The 17,575-nt window shown below is 59.7% G+C and carries 18 protein-coding genes; 14 read left to right on the top strand and 4 right to left on the bottom strand.

Going from position 1 to position 17,575, the window contains the following annotated elements; genetic code table 11:
* Positions 1 to 775 precede the first annotated feature (775 nt).
* From CUN63_RS30285 to CUN63_RS30220, 14 genes are all read left to right on the top strand, one after another.
* Positions 776 to 1,888: an amidase gene (locus CUN63_RS30285; RefSeq protein WP_129444817.1), complete on the top strand. Its 1,113-nt coding sequence runs from the start codon at positions 776 to 778 to the stop codon at positions 1,886 to 1,888.
* Between the two features lie 26 nt (positions 1,889 to 1,914).
* Positions 1,915 to 3,087, top strand: a complete 1,173-nt coding sequence (locus CUN63_RS30280) for an acyl-CoA dehydrogenase family protein (RefSeq protein WP_129444816.1) — start codon at positions 1,915 to 1,917, stop codon at positions 3,085 to 3,087.
* Positions 3,088 to 3,113: 26 nt separating this feature from the next.
* The gene (locus CUN63_RS30275) at positions 3,114 to 3,473 is read left to right on the top strand and encodes an IacB protein (RefSeq protein ID WP_084317862.1); all 360 of its coding nucleotides are present in this window, start codon (positions 3,114 to 3,116) and stop codon (positions 3,471 to 3,473) included.
* A gap of 16 nt (positions 3,474 to 3,489) precedes the next feature.
* Positions 3,490 to 4,023 (top strand): nuclear transport factor 2 family protein, encoded by a 534-nt coding sequence (locus tag CUN63_RS30270; RefSeq protein ID WP_129444815.1) that lies wholly within the window; start codon positions 3,490 to 3,492, stop codon positions 4,021 to 4,023.
* Positions 4,024 to 4,076: 53 nt separating this feature from the next.
* A complete protein-coding gene (locus tag CUN63_RS30265) occupies positions 4,077 to 5,351 on the top strand; it encodes a Rieske 2Fe-2S domain-containing protein (RefSeq protein WP_129444814.1) in 1,275 nt (424 codons plus the stop codon).
* A 15-nt stretch (positions 5,352 to 5,366) separates the two neighbouring features.
* Positions 5,367 to 5,846: an aromatic-ring-hydroxylating dioxygenase subunit beta gene (locus CUN63_RS30260; protein WP_129444813.1), complete on the top strand. Its 480-nt coding sequence runs from the start codon at positions 5,367 to 5,369 to the stop codon at positions 5,844 to 5,846.
* A 10-nt stretch (positions 5,847 to 5,856) separates the two neighbouring features.
* Positions 5,857 to 6,597: an SDR family NAD(P)-dependent oxidoreductase gene (locus tag CUN63_RS30255; protein WP_129444812.1), complete on the top strand. Its 741-nt coding sequence runs from the start codon at positions 5,857 to 5,859 to the stop codon at positions 6,595 to 6,597.
* Between the two features lie 79 nt (positions 6,598 to 6,676).
* On the top strand, positions 6,677 to 7,636 hold the full coding sequence (locus tag CUN63_RS30250) for a PDR/VanB family oxidoreductase (protein WP_129444811.1): 960 nt from the start codon (positions 6,677 to 6,679) through the stop codon (positions 7,634 to 7,636).
* 19 nt (positions 7,637 to 7,655) lie between these two features.
* A complete protein-coding gene (locus tag CUN63_RS30245; protein ID WP_109633104.1) occupies positions 7,656 to 8,156 on the top strand; it encodes a flavin reductase in 501 nt (166 codons plus the stop codon).
* A 225-nt stretch (positions 8,157 to 8,381) separates the two neighbouring features.
* A complete protein-coding gene (locus tag CUN63_RS30240) occupies positions 8,382 to 9,659 on the top strand; it encodes an OprD family porin (RefSeq protein WP_129444810.1) in 1,278 nt (425 codons plus the stop codon).
* A gap of 139 nt (positions 9,660 to 9,798) precedes the next feature.
* A complete protein-coding gene (locus tag CUN63_RS30235) occupies positions 9,799 to 10,980 on the top strand; it encodes an alpha-hydroxy acid oxidase (RefSeq protein WP_129444809.1) in 1,182 nt (393 codons plus the stop codon).
* 217 nt (positions 10,981 to 11,197) lie between these two features.
* Entirely contained in the window at positions 11,198 to 12,304 is a 1,107-nt protein-coding gene (locus CUN63_RS30230; RefSeq protein WP_129444808.1) for an NAD/NADP-dependent octopine/nopaline dehydrogenase family protein, read from the top strand.
* Complete coding sequence (locus tag CUN63_RS30225; RefSeq protein ID WP_129444807.1) at positions 12,301 to 13,299, top strand: 3-hydroxybutyryl-CoA dehydrogenase; 999 nt, start codon at positions 12,301 to 12,303, stop codon at positions 13,297 to 13,299. The genes CUN63_RS30230 and CUN63_RS30225 overlap by 4 nt, the downstream gene beginning before the upstream one ends.
* A 134-nt stretch (positions 13,300 to 13,433) precedes the next feature.
* A complete protein-coding gene (locus CUN63_RS30220) occupies positions 13,434 to 14,057 on the top strand; it encodes an NIPSNAP family protein (RefSeq protein WP_129444806.1) in 624 nt (207 codons plus the stop codon).
* Positions 14,058 to 14,157: 100 nt separating this feature from the next.
* Here the strand turns inward: CUN63_RS30220 and CUN63_RS30215 are convergent, their stop codons facing one another.
* From CUN63_RS30215 to CUN63_RS30200, 4 genes are read right to left on the bottom strand one after another with little or no spacing between them, the layout of a single operon-like run.
* The gene (locus tag CUN63_RS30215; RefSeq protein ID WP_129444805.1) at positions 14,158 to 14,844 is read right to left on the bottom strand and encodes an ABC transporter ATP-binding protein; all 687 of its coding nucleotides are present in this window, start codon (positions 14,842 to 14,844) and stop codon (positions 14,158 to 14,160) included.
* Complete coding sequence (locus tag CUN63_RS30210; protein WP_129444804.1) at positions 14,837 to 15,586, bottom strand: ABC transporter ATP-binding protein; 750 nt, start codon at positions 15,584 to 15,586, stop codon at positions 14,837 to 14,839. Before CUN63_RS30210 ends, CUN63_RS30215 begins: the two co-directional genes overlap by 8 nt.
* Entirely contained in the window at positions 15,583 to 16,608 is a 1,026-nt protein-coding gene (locus CUN63_RS30205; protein WP_129444803.1) for a branched-chain amino acid ABC transporter permease, read from the bottom strand. Before CUN63_RS30205 ends, CUN63_RS30210 begins: the two co-directional genes overlap by 4 nt.
* Positions 16,609 to 16,618: 10 nt before the next feature.
* Positions 16,619 to 17,530: a branched-chain amino acid ABC transporter permease gene (locus CUN63_RS30200; RefSeq protein ID WP_129444802.1), complete on the bottom strand. Its 912-nt coding sequence runs from the start codon at positions 17,528 to 17,530 to the stop codon at positions 16,619 to 16,621.
* Between the last annotated feature and the right edge of the window lie 45 nt (positions 17,531 to 17,575).

Raw genomic sequence — 17,575 nt, 5'->3', positions numbered from 1 at the left:
GAGTTGCAACGCTGCAAAAGGCTAATGGCCAGCCGCCTCGACCACGATGTGGTGCGAGTTCGGCCCAAGGTACGGCCCTGTTTTAGTTATCGAACTGCGGCGACACCCATGCTCGGTTACCGAGTCATCAGGGTGCCGCTCGACCATGAGCGATCGGTCGAAGGCGAAAAGGGCAAAAGCAGATTGCATGCCAGAAATTTTTTGGTGCATGGCAGAAAGCCGTTACTGCGATGCCTGATGCGAACGCTTCGAGGCGGTTCAGCCGAGGTGATCCGAAGGACTCGAGGAAGGGGGTGTGAAGGGTGGGAAAAACCCGCAGCACGCCATGCCCAACAAGGCTTTGATCTGGATCAAGGAATCCCTCAAATGACCAAAAACAAGCTTATAAAAAACTAAAAAAAGCGATTTTTTTAAGCTTTTTTAGGTTGCCATTTTTGGGCTGATTGATTTTTTCCTGTTTGGTTTTTCAGAGAGGTCCATGCTCAACATTTTTCTAAATGGTTGGATGGTTTTCGCTCGTTAAAACTATGTAAATAACTGATTTATAAAGTAAAAATACAAAATATTAAGAATTTTATGTTTTTGCAGTGGCGTTACCAAACTGCACGTCGCTGGTGCGAAAAGGGAAAATCTGCACCGAAAATACACACCGTTTTAATTGGTAAAATTCAATTGACATTTCACGTAAATATTACGATTTTGGATTTAAGCGTTTTCCCCGGCCCTCGTGCCGAGGTCATCCGTTCTGGTGACACATAACGAGCAGGTAAAGAGCATGTCGATCGTTGTTGAGGATTTAGCCTTAGGAGGGGATGGTCTTTCGGTCATGGTGAAAGACACCATCGATATCGCCGGCTATCCGACCCGCGCTTCAAGCAGCGCACTGGCCGATGCGCCGGCGGCCGGCGTACATGCACACGTGGTTCAGTCTGTTCTGGATGCGGGCTGCCGGATCACCGGTAAAACCAGCCTGCATGAATTGGCATTCGGCACCACTGGCCTCAACGCATGGACCGGCACGGCGTCCAATCCGCGCTATCCGGGATATATACCGGGCGGCTCTTCCAGTGGTTCGGCAGCTGCGGTCGCGGCAGGCCTTTGCGACTTCGCGCTGGGCACCGATACCGGCGGTTCGGTACGGATTCCAGCAGCGTGCTGTGGTGTATTCGGTCTCAAGCCAACCTTCGGTCGTGTTAGCCGTCAGGGTGTGATGCCTGCGCGCAGTACCCTCGATTGCGTAGGCCCTCTGGCACTGGATATGGATCGCTTGACTGAAGCGATGCACATCATTGATCCCACGTTTTCTTCCGTTCCGGTGCCTGAGCATCTTGCTATCGGCGTTGTCGCGGTAGAGGCCAACGAACAGATTCACTCGGTGGTGAACCAGGCACTGGGCCGTTCGCGCTTCAAGTTGCTTGAGCAAACGCTGCCTGGCATGGCCGCAGCGTATGGCGCCGGAATGGTGATCATCAACGCCGAAACCTGGGCAGCGTGTGGTCATCTTCTGCAAACCGGTCGGGTTGGCAGCGATGTCGCCGACCGTCTGCGCGCCGCCAGTCTGACCTCGGCCGAATCCGTTGAAGAAGCCGAAATCATCCGTCGCGCGTTTATCGCAGAAGTGGACGCAGCCTTGGCCATCACCCCAATTCTGGCCATGCCGACCATGCCCGACTTCCCGTTGCTGGTCGCCGATGCGGCCGACACCCGCGCCGCCCTGGGCATGACCTCCCTGGTGCGCGCTTTCAACCTTTCCGGTCATCCGGCTCTGAGCATTCCTCTGGAAAGCGCCTCGGGACTTCCGGTCGGCCTTCAACTCATTGCCGCCCATGGCGCGGACGAACTGCTGTGTGCAGTCGCCCGCGAACTGGTCCGGCGTCTGGAAGAGTAATCGTCATGCTTACTATGGAGAAACCCATGACTGCGCCAAGCGAGCTGAATCATCAGCGCTGCGTGCCGATCACGGCAAATGAAGCGTTTCAGAAACTGCTGGTCGAGATTCGTGCGCGTGCTCGAAGCGAAGAATTCGACGAACAAAAATTCATCTCGCAGGACGTTATCGAGCAGTTCCGCAAGCTCGGCGTCTATCGGGCCCTAGTGCCCAAGCGCTTCGGCGGCGACGAGCGTTCGCCGGCCGAGTTTTGCCAGATGGTGGAAGACATATCCATCGCCGACGGGTCCGCTGGTTGGGTCGCCAGCTTCGGCATGAGCCCGGTTTACCTGGCTGCGCTGCCGCTGGAAACCATCAAGAAAATCTACGCCGACTCGCCTGACGTGGTGTTCGCCGGCGGGATCTTCCCACCGCAACCTGCGTCTTTTGTTGAAGGTGGTCTGGAAGTCAACGGGCGTTGGAAGTTCTCCAGCGGTTGCATGGGGGCCTCGCTGATCGGCGTGGGCATCAGCCCGAAAAACGGCGAGATGCTCGGCCTGCCACGACTGGCGGTAATGCCTCGGGAAAAGGTGCAGATCGAGGAAACATGGAACGTCGTCGGCCTGGTTGGCACCGGCAGCCATGACGTCGTCGTCGAAGGCGTAGTGGTGCCGGAAGAGTGGACCTTCGTGCGCGGTGGTCCGTCGAATCTTGACGAGCCGTTCTTCCGCTATCCGTCACTGTCGTTTGCCACGCAGGTGTTGTCAGTGGTTGGCCTGGGCGTTGCTCGCGCGGCACTCGATGAGTTGAGTGGCATGGCCAGTGGACGAATCTCCGTGACCGGTGCGCCGTCGTTGTCCGACCGGCCTCTGGCCCAAGTCGAGATGGCCAAGGCCGAAGCGTCGCTGCGCGCCGCGCGTTCGTGGTTCTACCAGTCCATCGACGATGCCTGGAGCAGCGTACTGACCGGCGATCCGGTGAGTGTCGAACAGACCAATATGCTGCGCTTGTCCTCGACTCACGCCACCCGCGTCGCGGCCGATGTTGCGCGCACCGCGCAAATGCTGTCGGGCATGAGCGGGGTGTATCGCACCAGTCCTCTGTCGCGTTTCGTCAACGACACCCAAGTCATTACACAGCACGCCTTCATGGGCGATATGACCTACCAGAACGCTGGCGCGATCTTCTTCGGCAACAAGCCGTTGCCTGGCTACCTGTAATTTTTACCTACTGATTGGTGAACCCCATGACCGATAAAAAAGCCCTGCGAGTTTTGTTCTGCATCGGCATCAACCAAAACTTTTTCGATGCTCCGCGTCCTGAAGCGCTGGAAGTCTGGGCCGCGTTCGGCGCCATGTGGAACGGCATCGCCGACCTGCCAGGCGTCACCGTGCTAGGCAACATGGACGACGATCAGAGCATGGTCGGCCCGTCTGCCGGCTGGCCCTGGACGACTTACCTGCTGGCCGATGTACCTGACATCGAAACCGTCCACGCCGCCTGCAATCTGTTTCGCACCACGGATGTCGGCAATGGCCCTTACAAACTCTGGAAGTATTGCAAGGTCGAGGCCCGTACCGGTCGCGAACTGATCATCCAGCGCTGAGTCGAGAGAGGTCGCCATGTCATCACAAGAGCATTTGCGCGCACTGGAACAGCGGCTCGAGCAGCTGGAAAGCGAGAACGCGATCCGCGCCTGCATGAATCGCTACATGTTTTTGTGCGACGAGCTGGGCGTGGGTTCCCCGCTCGAGGAACTGGCCGGGTTGTTCACCGAGCAGGCGGTCTGGGAAGGCAAGGGTGCCAAGTACCAGAACAGCTTCGGCGGTTACCACGGGCGTGAGGCGATCAAAGCTATGTTCGCAACCTACATGGTCGAACCGGCGCACTTTTCGCTGAACGTGCACTTCCTGACCTCGGAACTGATCCGGGTCAGCGGTGAGACCGCAGATGCCAGTTGGGTGATGTTGCAGACCTCGACCTTTGCCTCGGGTGCCTCGCACCTCAATAGCGCCCGCCTGACCGTGCGGTTCGCCCAGGAACAGGGGCAGTGGCGCATGGCGCATTTTCAGACCGAGAACCTGTTCAGCCGACCGGTAGACACCTGGAACAGTACCGCGTACCTGCCCGTACCCGGTCATTCCGGCCAGTCCTGAAAGTAACACCCAGAATTCTTAGAGTCGGCGAGCAATGCCGACGAGGAGTGATCGTGAGTAACCTGATAAACACCGTAACGCTCGACACCAGTCTTTCCGACCTGGTCCTGCATGACCGTGTTCACACGTCGCTGTACACCGACGGCAAGATCTTCGATCAGGAGCTGGACAAGATTTTCTACAGCACCTGGATCTGGGTCGCTCACGCCAGCGAGATCCCGGAGTCCGGCAGCTACAAGAGCACCTATATCGGCAAGCAGCCGGTGATCGTCGTGCGCGACCGCAAGAAAGAAGTGCATGTGTTGCTCAACCGCTGCCGCCATCGTGGCGCAACGGTGTGCGAACACAAGAAGGGCAAGACCAACAGTTTTGTCTGCCCTTATCACGGCTGGAGCTACGCCCTGGATGGCAGCCTGCGCGGTGTGCCGCACCCGGAAAGCTACGCCGATTGCCTGGACAAGGGCGAACTGCCTTTGGTCAGCCTGCGTGTCGAGCAATACAACGGCATGATCTTCGCCACCTTCAAGGATGACATCGAGCCCCTCGCCGATTTCCTCGGCCCGGCCAAAAAGTGGATCGACCTGTTCATGAAGCAGGGCGCCGGCTACCCGGTCAAAGTGGGGGGCGAGCATCGCTTCCGCTTCCCCGGTAACTGGAAGATCCAGCTGGAAAACACCACCGACGCCTATCACTTCCCGCTGGTGCACAAGTCGTTCCTGTCGTCCGTGGATGAGCAGACTCTGGAGCTGTTCGACTTCGTCGAAGGGCCGGGCTATGTCGAAGACCTCGGCAACGGCCACAGCGTGATGGTGATGATCCCGGACCTGGTCGACCTGGAAGCTAACCTTGAATTGCCGATTCCCGAGCGTTTCGAGGACCTGGCCGCGCAGTTGCGCGCCGAAGGCCAGGACGAAGCATCGGTCCGTCGCATCGTGCGTGCGGTCGGCGGTTCGGGCTTCAACCTCAACCTGTTCCCGAACATCGCCTGTTCCATGGCGTTCTTCCGGGTGCTGCAACCGATCGCGGTGAACGAAACCGAAATCCATCATGCCGTCATCACCATGGACGGTGGCCCGGCCGTGGCCAACCGTTATCGTCTGCGCCTGCATGAGCACTTCCAGGGTCCGATGGGTTTTGGTACTCCGGACGATTCCGAAGCCTGGGAGCGCGTACAGCGCGGCGCCAGTGCCGGCACCGATCTGTGGATCATGCTCAACCGCGGCTTGCCGGGTGAAAAGGAATCCGAAGACGGGCTGGTGAGCGATGTGAGCGCCGAGACCGGCATGCGCGCTGGTTACCAGCAGTGGAAAAAGATGATGTCGGCCTGAGTGACGGAGAACACCATGAACAACCTGCAATTGCTCAACCAAGTCAGCGCTTTCATCTGGCAGGAAGCGGACATGCTCGACCACGGCGATTTCGTCGAATGGCTCGATCTGTGGACCGAGAAAGCGACCTACATCATCCCGATCGATCCACTGGAAACCGACTTCGAGAACACCCTGAACTACGCCTACGACGACCACCATATGCGTCAGTTGCGTGTCACCCGTTTGACCAGCGGCGAGTCGATCTCGACCACCCCGCGGGCGCGCACCGTGCGCAGTCAGTCGCGCTTTCGCGTGCTGTCGGATGAAGACGGAATTGTCACCGTGCGCTGTGCGCAGAACCTGCGCGAGTTCCGCAAGGATGTGCTCAAGCAGTACACCGCCGATGTCACGTTTGAACTGGTGCGCAGCGGTGACAGTTTCAAGATTCAGCGCAAGCTGATTCAGCTGATCAACTCCACCGATACCCTCGCCGGTATCGGCTACATCCTTTGAGGACGCTGCCATGACACAGGTTGCATTGGTCACCGGCGCGGCCCAGGGGCTGGGCAAAAGCATTGCCGAGCAACTGCTGAACGCCGGCTATCGGGTCGTGATCAGCGACCGTTCGCTGGAATCGGTACAGGCCACCGCCACTGAACTCGATGCCACGGGCGAACGGGTCCTGGCGCTCAAGCTCGATGTATCGAGCAAGGCCGATTTCGAAGACGCGCTGGCGGCCGTCGTGGCGCATTGGGGTGAATTGCAGGTGGTGGTGAACAACGCCGCGATGACCATGACCACACCGGTGATGCAGATCAGCCCGGAAGAGTTCGACCGTGTTGTGAGCGTCAATCAGCGCGGCACTTTTGTCGGTTGCCAGGTGTTCGGCAGCTATCTGGCGGCGCGGGGTTACGGGAGGATCATCAACATGGCTTCCCTGGCCGGGCAGAATGGCGGCACCGCGACCGGCGCGCATTACGCCGCGTCCAAGGGCGCCATCATTACCTTGACCAAGATCTTTGCCAAAGAGCTGGCGGCGTCCGGTGTCACGGTCAACGCCATCGCACCGGGCCCCATTGAGTCGCCGGCGGTGCGTGCCGCCGTGCCGCCCGAGCGCCTGGAAAAACTGATAGAGGCGATCCCGGTCAAGCAATTGGGGAGCGCCGCGTTCATCGGCAAGCTGATCGTGCAACTGGCCAGCGAAGACGCCTACTTCACCACCGGGGCGACCTGGGATGTGAACGGCGGGATCTTCATGCGCTGAGGCCACGGTTACACGGTTTGAAAAAGCAGTCGGGGGTGCCCAGATGCGCCCCCTTACAACGAAATCGGGATGGTCCTGTATGAGCGATCAATTATTGAAAGTCGTCGTGCGCAAACGCGAAGAGCAGGGCGAAGGTGTTGTCGTACTGGATCTGAGTGATCCGACGGGACAGCCTTTGCCCGCCTTCGAGGCGGGCGCGCATGTCGATATCCACCTCAAGACCGGTCTGGTTCGCCAGTATTCGCTGTGCGGTGATCCGGCCAACGCCGGCGCCTATCGCTTGGGCGTACTCAAGGATCCCGCCTCGCGGGGCGGTTCGGTGGCAGTACATGAACTGCTGCAGGAAGGTCGAGAAATCGAGATCAGCCTGCCGCGCAATCACTTTCCGCTGGCCAGCGATGCAAGGCGCTCGATCCTGATCGGCGGGGGTATCGGCATCACCCCGATGGTCGCCATGGCCTACGCGCTGAATGCCCGCGACAGCGATTTCGAACTGCATTATTGCGGTCGTTCGCGCAGCCGCAGCGCCTTTCTCGAGGAGCTGGGTAACGCTGCGTTTGCGTCGCGGCTGAACACCCATTTTGACGACGAAGTCGCCGAACAGAAACTCGACCTGCCAAAAGTGCTGGGCACTCCACAAGCCGGCGTACACGTGTATGTCTGCGGACCGGCCGGTTTCATGGACTGGGTCATTGCCCAGGCCCTGGAAGCGGGGTACGCCGACGATCATGTGCACCGCGAATACTTCCAGGTCGAGGTCGACGCTTCGGGCGCCGGTTTCGAAGTGGTTGCTCAGCGTAGCGGCAAGACCGTACAGGTTGCCGAAGGCCAGAGCATCGTCGATGCGCTGACTGCCGTGGGCATCAAGATTGAAGTGTCGTGTGAGCAAGGTGTTTGCGGCACGTGCTTGTGCGACGTCATCGAAGGCGAACCGGATCATCGCGACGTCTATCTCACGGATGACGAAAAATCTGCCAATGACCAGATTCTGGTGTGCTGTTCCCGGGCCAAGTCCAAGAAACTGGTGCTGGATATCTGATAGACCGGAGGGTAAGACCATGGTCGATACAACTGGATTTCGTAACTCAATGGCAATGCTTGGTGGCGCGGTTTCGGTCATCACCACCGATGGTCCTGCGGGGCGTTTCGGCTTTACCGCTTCGGCGGTGTGCAGCGTGACCGACCAGCCACCGACGCTGTTGGTGTGCATGAATCGCTCGTCGTTTTCCAACGTACATTTCAAGAGCAACGGTGTGCTGAGCGTGAACGTGCTGACCCCTGGGCACCAGGAGGTATCGGGGGCGTTCTCCAACCGCAACCTCGATACCGAACAGCGTTTTTCCTGCGCATCCTGGAGCACGCTGGAAAGCGGTGCGCCGCTGCTTGATGAGTCACTGGTCAGTTTCGACTGCCGTATTGCCCAGGCTCATGAAGTGGGATCGCACACGATTTTCTATTGCGAGGTGTTGGGTATTCGTAATGGCGAAAGCCAGGAAGGCCTGGTGTATTTCAATCGTGCATATCACCGTTTGGGAGATGCCTCTAAAGCAACTTCCTGATGTTGGTTTGCCCAAAAAAGCGATAAGACGTTTCCTGATCGTTGAGTGTTTAAAATAACTATAAAGCGGTTTTCGCTGTTCTGGCGAACGGCTGCGTTACGACTTTTTTGCAGTAAGTGGTTATAAAAACAATACTGCGGATTGACTGCCAAAGTTGCACTTTTGCTGAATTGATCTGCTCCCACTAGTCGTGCCTTCGTGCATGTAAAAAAGAAGGAAAGCTTGATGTTCCAGAAGAGCTGGGTAAGCCGTGGCGTCACCATTACGGCCGTGATGGGGATCTTCACACCTGTGGTTGCGCAGGCTGACTTCGTAGACGACAGTCAAGTCAGTCTGGGAATGCGTAACTTCTATATCGACCGCGATTTCAAACAGCATGACGCGCCACAATCGCGGATCGGCAGTTGGACCCAAGGCTTCGATTTTCGCGCGATCTCGGGTTACACCGAAGGCACGCTGCAGTTTGGCCTGGACCTCTCGGCGCAGTACGCCTATCGCCTGGATGGCGGCGGTGGCCGTGGTCCGGACAGCATCATTCCGTACGACACCAGTAAGGGCGAACAAGTCCGGGACTATGGCCGTGCGGCGCTGACCGGGAAGGTTCGTTACAACAAAACCGAACTCAAGATAGGTGAACTTCGCCCGACGTTGCCGGTGGCTTACATCGACGACTCGCGGCAGTTAATCACCACCTATCACGGTGTGCAGCTTGAATCGAAAGAAGTGGACAACCTGACACTGACCGGTGGCCGTTTTACCGAAATCAGTTCCCGGGAGTCTTCCAATACCGAGAAAATGTACTTGTTCAATGGGCCCAACGTTAAACGTCGCAGTGACGGTTTGAACTTTGGGGGCGCCACGTATGCGTTTACGCCGAACTTGTCCGGTACTTACTTCTTCGGTCAGTTGGAAGATATCTACAAACAACACTACCTGGGCTTGACCTATAACCACGATCTGGGAGCCGGTTACGGCTTAAAGACCGACCTCCGTTACTTCAATAACAGCGAAGACGGCAAGGCACTGTACGGCGACATTGACAATAAGTCCTATGGGGTCATGACGACCCTGAAAAAGGGTGCCCATGCGTTCGGTGTCGGCTATCAGCGCATGCTTGGCGAGTCGACATTCCCGACGCTCAACGGCTATGCGCCGCAGCCTTACCTGGTGAACTGGTCGACAGTGGCGTTCGTCAAGCCGAACGAAAGCTCCTGGCAACTGCGTTATGACTACAACTTCGCGGGCATCGGTTTACCGGGGTTGAAATTGATGACGCGTTACATGCGCGGCACCGGCATCGATCGGGGCAACAATGCCCTCGACCAAAACGTCGAAAGCGAACGCAACATCGTGCTCGGCTATGTGGTGCAAAGCGGTCCGCTCAAAGATGTGGGTTTCGAATGGCGCCGCATTGACGTCAAGACGCGCTATGGCAATGGCGGTGCGTCGGGTGCGGACTATCAGGAAAACCGCCTGATCACCACCTACACCTGGAAGTTCTGAAATCCCCCGGGAACTGTTCGCGGCTTCCGGGTTTGCCCGCGCATCGGGCAAAGGTTTTCAACACTGGTTTTCCTTCGCCCGGATCGCTCCTTCCGGGCTTTTTTTCGCAGCGGTTTTATCCGCCCTACGAGGATGACCTATGCGTCGTTTCTATACCGGTTCCGACCTGAATCGTGTGCACAGCATTGCCGAACTGGCCGACATGGCCCGGCGACGCGTGCCTTACTTCGTCTGGGAATACCTTAGCGGCGGCGCGGAAGCCGAACTGACGCTCAAGGATAACCTCGACGCGTTCAGTGCTTATGGCCTGCACGCCAGAGCCATGGTGCCCTGCCATGCTCCCGACACGTCTCGCGCGTTGTTCGGTAAGGTGCTGCCAATGCCGATGCTGATCGGGCCGACGGGCTACAACGGCCTACTGCATCGCGATGCCGATATTCACTTGGCCAGGGCTGCAACGGCACGTGGTTTGCCGTTCAGCCTGAGTACCGCGTCCAACACTTCACTTGAAGACCTCGTCGCGGCGGCGCCCGGCGTCGACCTGTGGTTCCAGCTTTACGCCATGCGCGATCCGGTGGTGCAAAAAAGCCTGTTGCGGCGCGCCGCCGCTGTCGGTTGTCGGACTCTGGTGTTGACCTGTGATGCAATGGTGCTAGGCAATCGCGAGTGGGACCGACGCAGTTTTGCCCGGCCGCGACAGCTGACATGGCGCAACAAGTTTGACGTGGTCCGTCACCCGCGTTGGCTCAAGCAAGTGATGTGGCCATCGGGGCTGCCTGGCATGGGCAACCTTGAACCTTACTTGCCGCCGAGCGAGCGTAATCCCTTGGGATCGATGGCGTTTATCGGCAAGCAGATGGACACCTTGCTCGACTGGGACATGCTGGCGCGTTTGCGTGATCAATGGGGCGAGCGGCTGTTGCTCAAGGGCGTGTTGCATCCGGCCGATGTGGAACGAGCCATCGCCCTCGGGCTCGACGGTGTGGTGGTGTCCAATCACGGCGGCCGCCAACTGGACGGTGCCCTCTGCAGCCTTGACGCATTGGCGGCCATTGCGCCCCAGGCGAAAGGCAAGCTCAGTCTGCTGCTGGATGGCGGGATCCGGCGTGGCAGCGACATCGTCAAAGCGCTCGCGCTTGGGGCCGATGCCGTGCTGCTAGGGCGCTCCACCCTTTACGGCGTGGTGGTGGCAGGTGAAGACGGTGCTGGCCGGGCGCTGGACGTATTGACGGAAGAGCTGGCGCGGACCATGAACCTGATGGGCTGCACCCACCTAAACCACCTTGACGGCGACAGCGTGTTCGAGCGACGACGCGCTTGAGCATTTGTGGGAGCGAGCTTACTTGCGATGGCGGCGTGTCAGACGAAATCAATGTTGAATGCACCGGCCCCTTCGCGAGCAAGCCCGCTCCCACACTGATTGTGGTCGCGCTCGACCAGTTTATTGCGTTGCAGAATCGGAATGACGCTTGCGCGTTTCGGGCAGTGGCTCGCCGGGGCCGTTGCTAGGATCGAGGCTCTTCTACAGGAGTGCTTTCATGAATATCAGTGTTATCGGCGGTGGTCACGGTTGCTACGCGGCAGCGATAGAGTTGGCGGAGAAAGGCCATTCGGTGCGGTTGTGGCGCCGAGACAGTGCCGCGCTGGAAAAACTGCAAGGCCTCGGCCATCTGCTCGTGCGCGACTTTCGCGGCGAACGACGCTTGAGTCTGGGGCAGGTCGGGGATGCCTTGACCTTGACGGCCGATCTGGCACAGGCCGTGGCCGATGCTCAGTTGTTGGTCATTGCCTTGCCGTCGACCTCCCACCAAGCCCTTGCCAACGAACTGGCTCCCTTGTTGCGCGACGGGCAAGTGGTGTTCCTGCCGCCGGGGACGTTCGGCAGCATGGTGTTCGCCCAAGCAATGGCGAAGGTAGGGAATCACAGCGAGGTGGCGTTTGCGGAGACCGGCACCTTGCCCTATCTGGCGCGCAAGCATGGCGATAACCAGGTGGTGATCAGCGGTTACGCGACCCGTCTGCCGACCGGGGTTTTTCCGAGTCGTTTGAGCGAGTCGGCGTTCGCCGTATTGCGCGAGGCTTACCCCAGCGTCGAACCGATCGAAGATGCACTCAGTGGCGCGCTGATGAACGCCGGGCCGATCATTCATCCGCCGTTGATCCTTATGAACGCGGGTCCACTTGAGCATTTCGAGACGTGGGACATTCACAACGAAGGGACCGTGCCTTCGATTCGTCGCGTGACCAATGCCCTCGACGCCGAGCGTATCGCCGTTCGTGAAGTACTGGGCTATGGCGCACCGCATTTCCCGCTGGCCGATCATTACGCCACCGATGGCGATGAGTGGATGTACGGTCGCGGCGCTCACGGCAAACTGACCGATAGCGGCGATTGGCGTGAAGACATCGACTTGCAAAAGCACCGCTACATGCTTGAAGACACACGACTGGGCTTGTCGTTTCTGGTGTCGGTCGGGCGCTGGGCCGGCGTGCCGACGCCGGTCGCCCAGGGCCTATTGAGCCTGGCCACGGTGGTCAGTGGCATCGACCTGTACGCCGAGGGTCGAACCCTGGAAAACCTCGGGCTGGATCAACTGAGCCGCAGCGAAATGGCGCAGTGCCTGAACCAGGGATTGCAGGCATGAGCGCCGATCCGCAACGCATCTGTATCGTCGGCGCGGGGCGCATGGGCGAGGGCATTGCCTTGGCGTTCATGTTCGCCGGACTGCCGGTGACCCTGATCGATATCAAGCAACGCGAGCCCGTGGCGCAGGACCGCTACTTCCGCCAGATCGAGGGCCACTTGCGCGGCGAACTGGCGACGCTTGCACGCCTGGGAACACTCGATCCGGCACAAGTCGAACAGGCGATGAGCCATTTACGCTTGAGTGATCGCGAGGGCAGTGGCGACGATTTGCACAGTGCCGCCGTCGTGTTCGAAGCAGTGCCTGAAGTGCTTGAACTCAAGGCCCTGACGTTCGCTTGGCTGAGTGCGGCATGTGGCGATGAAACAGTGATTGCATCGACAACGTCGACCTTTCTGGTGACGCAGTTGGCGGCACTGGTTACGCACCCGCAACGCTTCGTCAATGCCCATTGGCTGAACCCGGCGTTCCTGATGCCGCTAGTCGAAGTCAGCCGCAGCGAGGACACCTGCCCGCAGGTGGTGCAACGCCTGATGGCATTGCTCAAGCGAATTGGCAAAGTTCCCGTGCAATGCTCCCCGGCAGCCGGTTACATCGTGCCGAGAATCCAGGCACTGGCGATGAATGAAGCGGCGCGAATGGTCGAGGAGGGAGTGGCCAGCGCCGAGGATATCGATACCGCGATTCGCGTCGGTTTCGGTCTGCGTTTCTCTGTGCTGGGGATGCTTGAGTTCATCGACTGGGGCGGCGGCGACATTCTGTTTTATGCCTCCCATTATCTGGCTGAAGCCATCGATCCGCGTTTCCTGCCACCCAAAGTCATTGCCGAGAACATGGCGCAAGGGCGGAACGGGCTGCGTGAAGGTCAGGGTTTTTATGATTACCAGGACGTTGACCTGGAGGCCTACAAACTGCAGAGGCTGGGTGAGTTCACCCGCAAGCTTGAGTTGATGGGGCTGTCGCCGGTGTTCAACGGTGGCGTGGCAACGTCCTGAGCGCGGAGCTGACGTGTGATCGCGACAGCTTCACGACTGGGTTGCGCAACCGACGCGCCGTTATGGCTGCGTCGGTTTTATCGTGGTGGATGCAGGTCATCCATGCATTTGTCTGGTCCTGAATCGAGGTTGTCATGAAGCTGTACGAATTGATCACGTTCACCTTGCGGGTGCGCACTGTCGCCACTGCCATGGCTTGTCTGGAGCAGCGCCTGGCCGTCGATGACGCCGCAGTGAAACTGGTCGGCTGCTGGGCGTCGGAAATCGGCCCGCTGAATCAGATCGCGGTGTTGCGTGGTTTTACCGACGAGACGTCTCGCCAGGCTGAGCGCGAACGTTATCTGTCGAGTGCCGACGCGTTTGGCATAGAGGCGTATCTGACGGACATGCGCGTGGAAAACTACACGTTGTTTCCCTTTATCCAGCCGCTGCCTGCTGGGCGCCACGGGCCGTTCTACGAACTTCGCGTATACGACCTCGTGCCATCGGGCCTGGCACCCACGCTCAAGGGCTGGGAAAAAGCGGTAGGGCCGCGAACCAGCGCGCACTACTCCCCGATGTATGCAGCCTTCTACGCCACCGACGGTCAGTTGCCGCGATACCTGCACATCTGGCCTTACGACTCGCTCGAACAACGCCTGGACGTGCGCACCCGTGCCGTACAGGACGGCGTCTGGCCGCCGGAAAATTCAGGCCCGCAACTGCGCGACATGCACTCGACGATCTACCTGCCGGCGAGCTTTTCACCGCTGCAATGAGCCCCGTTAACGGACACTCACGCGTTCCCCTGTAGGAGCCAGCAAGCCGGCTCCTACAGATCGATGTGGTGATCAGATATCGGGCCTGCTGAAGTTGTGTTCAAACACCCAGGTAACGCTGGGACAACTCAGGTGTTGCCGCCAGTTGCACCGGGGTACCCTGCCAAACCTGTCGACCCTTTTCGATGATGTGGTGACAGTCGACCACCCGCGCCATTTCCTTGAGGTTTTTGTCGATCACGAGAATCGTCTCACCCTCGGCTTTCAAACTCGCCAGACAGCTCCAGATGGTTTCGCGAATGATCGGCGCCAGGCCTTCGGTGGCCTCGTCGAGAATCAACAGTTGCGGGTTGGTCAGCAGGGCGCGGGCGACCACCATCATCTGCTGTTCGCCGCCCGATAGCGTTTTCGACAGCTGACCCTGGCGCTCCTGTAGTCGTGGAAACAACTGGTAGATGCGCGCCAGGTCCCACTTGCCACGGGTCGCCGTGGCCAACAGGTTTTCGCGCACGCTCAGGCTGCCAAAACCGCGCCGGCCTTCGGGCACCAGTCCCAGTCCGGCCTGGGCGATGCGGTAGGGCGGGGCGCCGCGCATCTCCCGACCGTGAATCAGGACGCTGCCGGCGGTAGGCTTGAGCAGACCCATGATCGACTTGACCGTGGTGGTCTTGCCCATGCCATTGCGCCCGATCAGCGAGACGACCTGGCCCTGTTCGATCTTCAAGTGCATGTCGAACAGCACTTGGCTCAGGCCATAGCCCGCCTGCAATCCCGTCACTTCAAGCATGTTCTTCTCCCAGGTAGGCGGCACGTACTTGCGGGTCGTTGCGAATCTGTTCGACGCTGCCGGTCAGGATGGTCTGGCCATAGACCAGCACGGTAATGCGATCCGCCAGGGCGAACACGGCGTCCATGTCGTGTTCGACCAGCAGGATCGCGTAGCGACCCTTGAGTTCGAGCAACAATTGCGTCATGCGAGCCGATTCCTCTGCCCCCATTCCTGCCATCGGTTCGTCGAGCAACAACACCGAAGCTTCCTGGGCCAGCGCCAGGGCGATTTCCAGTTGCCGCCGTTCGCCGTGGGACAACTCGCGGACCAGTGCCTGGCCACGTGCCGCGAGGCCGACGCGTTGCAGATAGTCCGCTGCTGGGCCCAGCAGGTGGCGGTCACTGCTCAGAGGTTTCCACATGCCGAAGGTCTTGCCATCGCGGGCGGCGATCGCGACCGCGACGTTTTCCAGCAGGGTGAATTCCGGATACAGCTGGCTGACCTGAAAGGCGCGCGCCAGGCCGAGGCGGGGGCGTTGATGGGCGGGCACAGCGGTGATGTCCTGACCGTTGAGGAAAATCCGTCCCTTGTCCGGGCGTATCTCCCCGGCGATCTGCGAAATCAGCGTCGACTTGCCGGCGCCATTGGGGCCGATGATGGCGTGCAATTCCCCAGGGGCGATATCGAAGCTCGCACCGTTGGTGGCCTTGACCGCGCCAAAGGTTTTTTCCAGATCCTGGATCGACAGTTGCGGGATCATGAGCGTACCTCTCTGTTGGCAATGGCGGGCGGAGCGTGTGGCACCGGAGGCTTGCGCCATTGCGGCCACGGACTGAGCAGCAGGCCGTACAGACCTTTTTTGCCGAACAGCACCACGACCAGCAACAACGGACCGAAGATCAGCAGCCAGTGCTCGGTCCAGAGGCTCAATACCTGCTCCAGTCCCAGATACACCGCAGCGCCGAGCACCGGTCCGAGCAGGGTGCCCACGCCGCCAAGAATGACCATCGCCATCAATTCGCCGGACTTGTGCCAGGCGCCCATGTCCGGGCTGACGAACATCGCGTAATTGGCCCACAAGATCCCGGCCAGACCACCCCCGACGCCGGCGATGACGAAGGCGCTCAGCCGGTAGCGCAACGGGTGCAAACCCAGGCTGATGCTGCGCCGTTCGCTTTGCTTCAGGCCCCGCAGTACATAGCCGAAGCGCGAGTTGACCAGCCGCCGACAGAACAGCAGCCAGGCCACCAGAAGCCCCAGGCACAGGTAGTAGAACTGCACCGGATTTTCCAGATCCACTCCCGGTAGCGTATTGCGCTGGTTGAGCAGGATGCCGTCGTCGCCGCCGTATAACGACAGCGAACTGAGGAGGAAATACAGCATCTGGCCGAACGCCAACGTAATCATGATGAACTGCACACCGCTGGTACGCAGCGACAGATAGCCGACCACCAGGGCAAACAGCGCGCAGACCAGCAGCGACAGCGGCCAGACGATCAGCGCACTGTCAGAGCCGTCCCAGCCCCACAGCGGCATGGCCTGGGACGTGTGGAAACCGATGACGCCGACCACGTAGCCGCCCAGACCAAAGAACGCCGCATGACCGAAGCTGATCATCGCGCCATAGCCGATCAACAGGTCCAGGCTGGCGGCGGCCATGCCGTAGATCGCCAGACGCGTGAACAGGCTGACCAGAAAGGGTTCGTGCAACAACGACGCAAGCAGCGGCAGGAGGGCGAACGTCGCCAGGCAGAGCAGATCGATAAGGACTCGACGGGACATGTAGTTCTCCTCAGGCGCGGGCGGGCAACAGGCCGCGTGGACGGACCAGCAGGACGACGGCCATGACGATGTAGGCACTGGCGGAAATAAGCCCGCCACTCAAGGTGCCGCTGACTTCGGCAGGCAACAGTTGGTCGAGCAATTGCGGGATATACGCTCGCCCGAGGCCGTCGACCATGCCGATCAGCAAGGCACCGGCGAGCGCGCCGCGCACTGAGCCGACACCGCCGACGACGATCACGACAAACGTGGTGATCAGGACTTTTTCGCCCATGCCGATTTCCACCGACAGCAGCGGGGCGGCCATGAAGCCGGCGAGCCCGCAGAGCACACAGCCGAAGACAAATACCAGGGTGTAGAGGCGCGCGATGTTCACGCCCAATGCACCGACCATCTCGTGATCGTCGGCCCCGGCACGTATCAGCATCCCCAAGCGGGTATGGTTGATCAGCAGCCACATGGCAATCGCCACCAAGGCCCCGGCAGCGATGAACAGCAGGCGGCTGACCGGGTACATCAACCCTGGCAGGACTTCGACGAAGGTGCCGTACCACTCGGGTGTCGGCATGGCCGGCGGACTGCGACCGAACAGCACGGTGATCAACTCGTTGGTGAAAAACACCACGGCCAGGGTGGCCAGCACCTGGTCGAGGTGATCGCGGGTGTAGAGACGGCGCATGATGCTGGTTTCAATCAGCAGCCCGTACAGTGCGGAGCCAATCACCGCCGCCAGCCCGGCAAGCCAGAACGAGCCGCTGAGCGAAGCGGTGTAGGCGGCGCAGAACGCCCCGACCATGTAGAAGGCGCCATGGGCCAGATTAATGACGCCCATGATGCCGAAGATCAGCGTCAGGCCGGAGGCGAGCAAAAACAGCAAGGCGCTGTATTGCAGGCCGTTCAGAATTTGTTCAAGTAACAGCATGCTGGGGAATCCTACGAAAAGCGCCGGCAGCCGACGCTGCCAGGC

Origin of the sequence: Pseudomonas sp. ACM7, from assembly GCF_004136015.1 — a bacterium.
GTDB classification, from domain to species: domain Bacteria; phylum Pseudomonadota; class Gammaproteobacteria; order Pseudomonadales; family Pseudomonadaceae; genus Aquipseudomonas; species Aquipseudomonas frigoris.
This window is presented reverse-complemented; position numbering and strand designations above follow the sequence as displayed.

Excerpts from the sequence above, each read along its gene's own strand:
- CUN63_RS30285 (WP_129444817.1), top strand. The coding sequence starts at position 776 with ATGTCGATCGTTGTTGAGGATTTAGCCTTAGGAGGGGATGGTCTTTCG.
- CUN63_RS30280 (WP_129444816.1), top strand. The coding sequence starts at position 1,915 with ATGACTGCGCCAAGCGAGCTGAATCATCAGCGCTGCGTGCCGATCACG.
- CUN63_RS30275 (WP_084317862.1), top strand. The coding sequence starts at position 3,114 with ATGACCGATAAAAAAGCCCTGCGAGTTTTGTTCTGCATCGGCATCAAC.
- CUN63_RS30270 (WP_129444815.1), top strand. The coding sequence starts at position 3,490 with ATGTCATCACAAGAGCATTTGCGCGCACTGGAACAGCGGCTCGAGCAG.
- CUN63_RS30260 (WP_129444813.1), top strand. The coding sequence starts at position 5,367 with ATGAACAACCTGCAATTGCTCAACCAAGTCAGCGCTTTCATCTGGCAG.
- CUN63_RS30255 (WP_129444812.1), top strand. The coding sequence starts at position 5,857 with ATGACACAGGTTGCATTGGTCACCGGCGCGGCCCAGGGGCTGGGCAAA.
- CUN63_RS30250 (WP_129444811.1), top strand. The coding sequence starts at position 6,677 with ATGAGCGATCAATTATTGAAAGTCGTCGTGCGCAAACGCGAAGAGCAG.
- CUN63_RS30245 (WP_109633104.1), top strand. The coding sequence starts at position 7,656 with ATGGTCGATACAACTGGATTTCGTAACTCAATGGCAATGCTTGGTGGC.
- CUN63_RS30240 (WP_129444810.1), top strand. The coding sequence starts at position 8,382 with ATGTTCCAGAAGAGCTGGGTAAGCCGTGGCGTCACCATTACGGCCGTG.
- CUN63_RS30235 (WP_129444809.1), top strand. The coding sequence starts at position 9,799 with ATGCGTCGTTTCTATACCGGTTCCGACCTGAATCGTGTGCACAGCATT.
- CUN63_RS30230 (WP_129444808.1), top strand. The coding sequence starts at position 11,198 with ATGAATATCAGTGTTATCGGCGGTGGTCACGGTTGCTACGCGGCAGCG.
- CUN63_RS30225 (WP_129444807.1), top strand. The coding sequence starts at position 12,301 with ATGAGCGCCGATCCGCAACGCATCTGTATCGTCGGCGCGGGGCGCATG.
- CUN63_RS30220 (WP_129444806.1), top strand. The coding sequence starts at position 13,434 with ATGAAGCTGTACGAATTGATCACGTTCACCTTGCGGGTGCGCACTGTC.
- CUN63_RS30215 (WP_129444805.1), bottom strand. The coding sequence starts at position 14,844 with ATGCTTGAAGTGACGGGATTGCAGGCGGGCTATGGCCTGAGCCAAGTG.
- CUN63_RS30210 (WP_129444804.1), bottom strand. The coding sequence starts at position 15,586 with ATGATCCCGCAACTGTCGATCCAGGATCTGGAAAAAACCTTTGGCGCG.
- CUN63_RS30205 (WP_129444803.1), bottom strand. The coding sequence starts at position 16,608 with ATGTCCCGTCGAGTCCTTATCGATCTGCTCTGCCTGGCGACGTTCGCC.
- CUN63_RS30200 (WP_129444802.1), bottom strand. The coding sequence starts at position 17,530 with ATGCTGTTACTTGAACAAATTCTGAACGGCCTGCAATACAGCGCCTTG.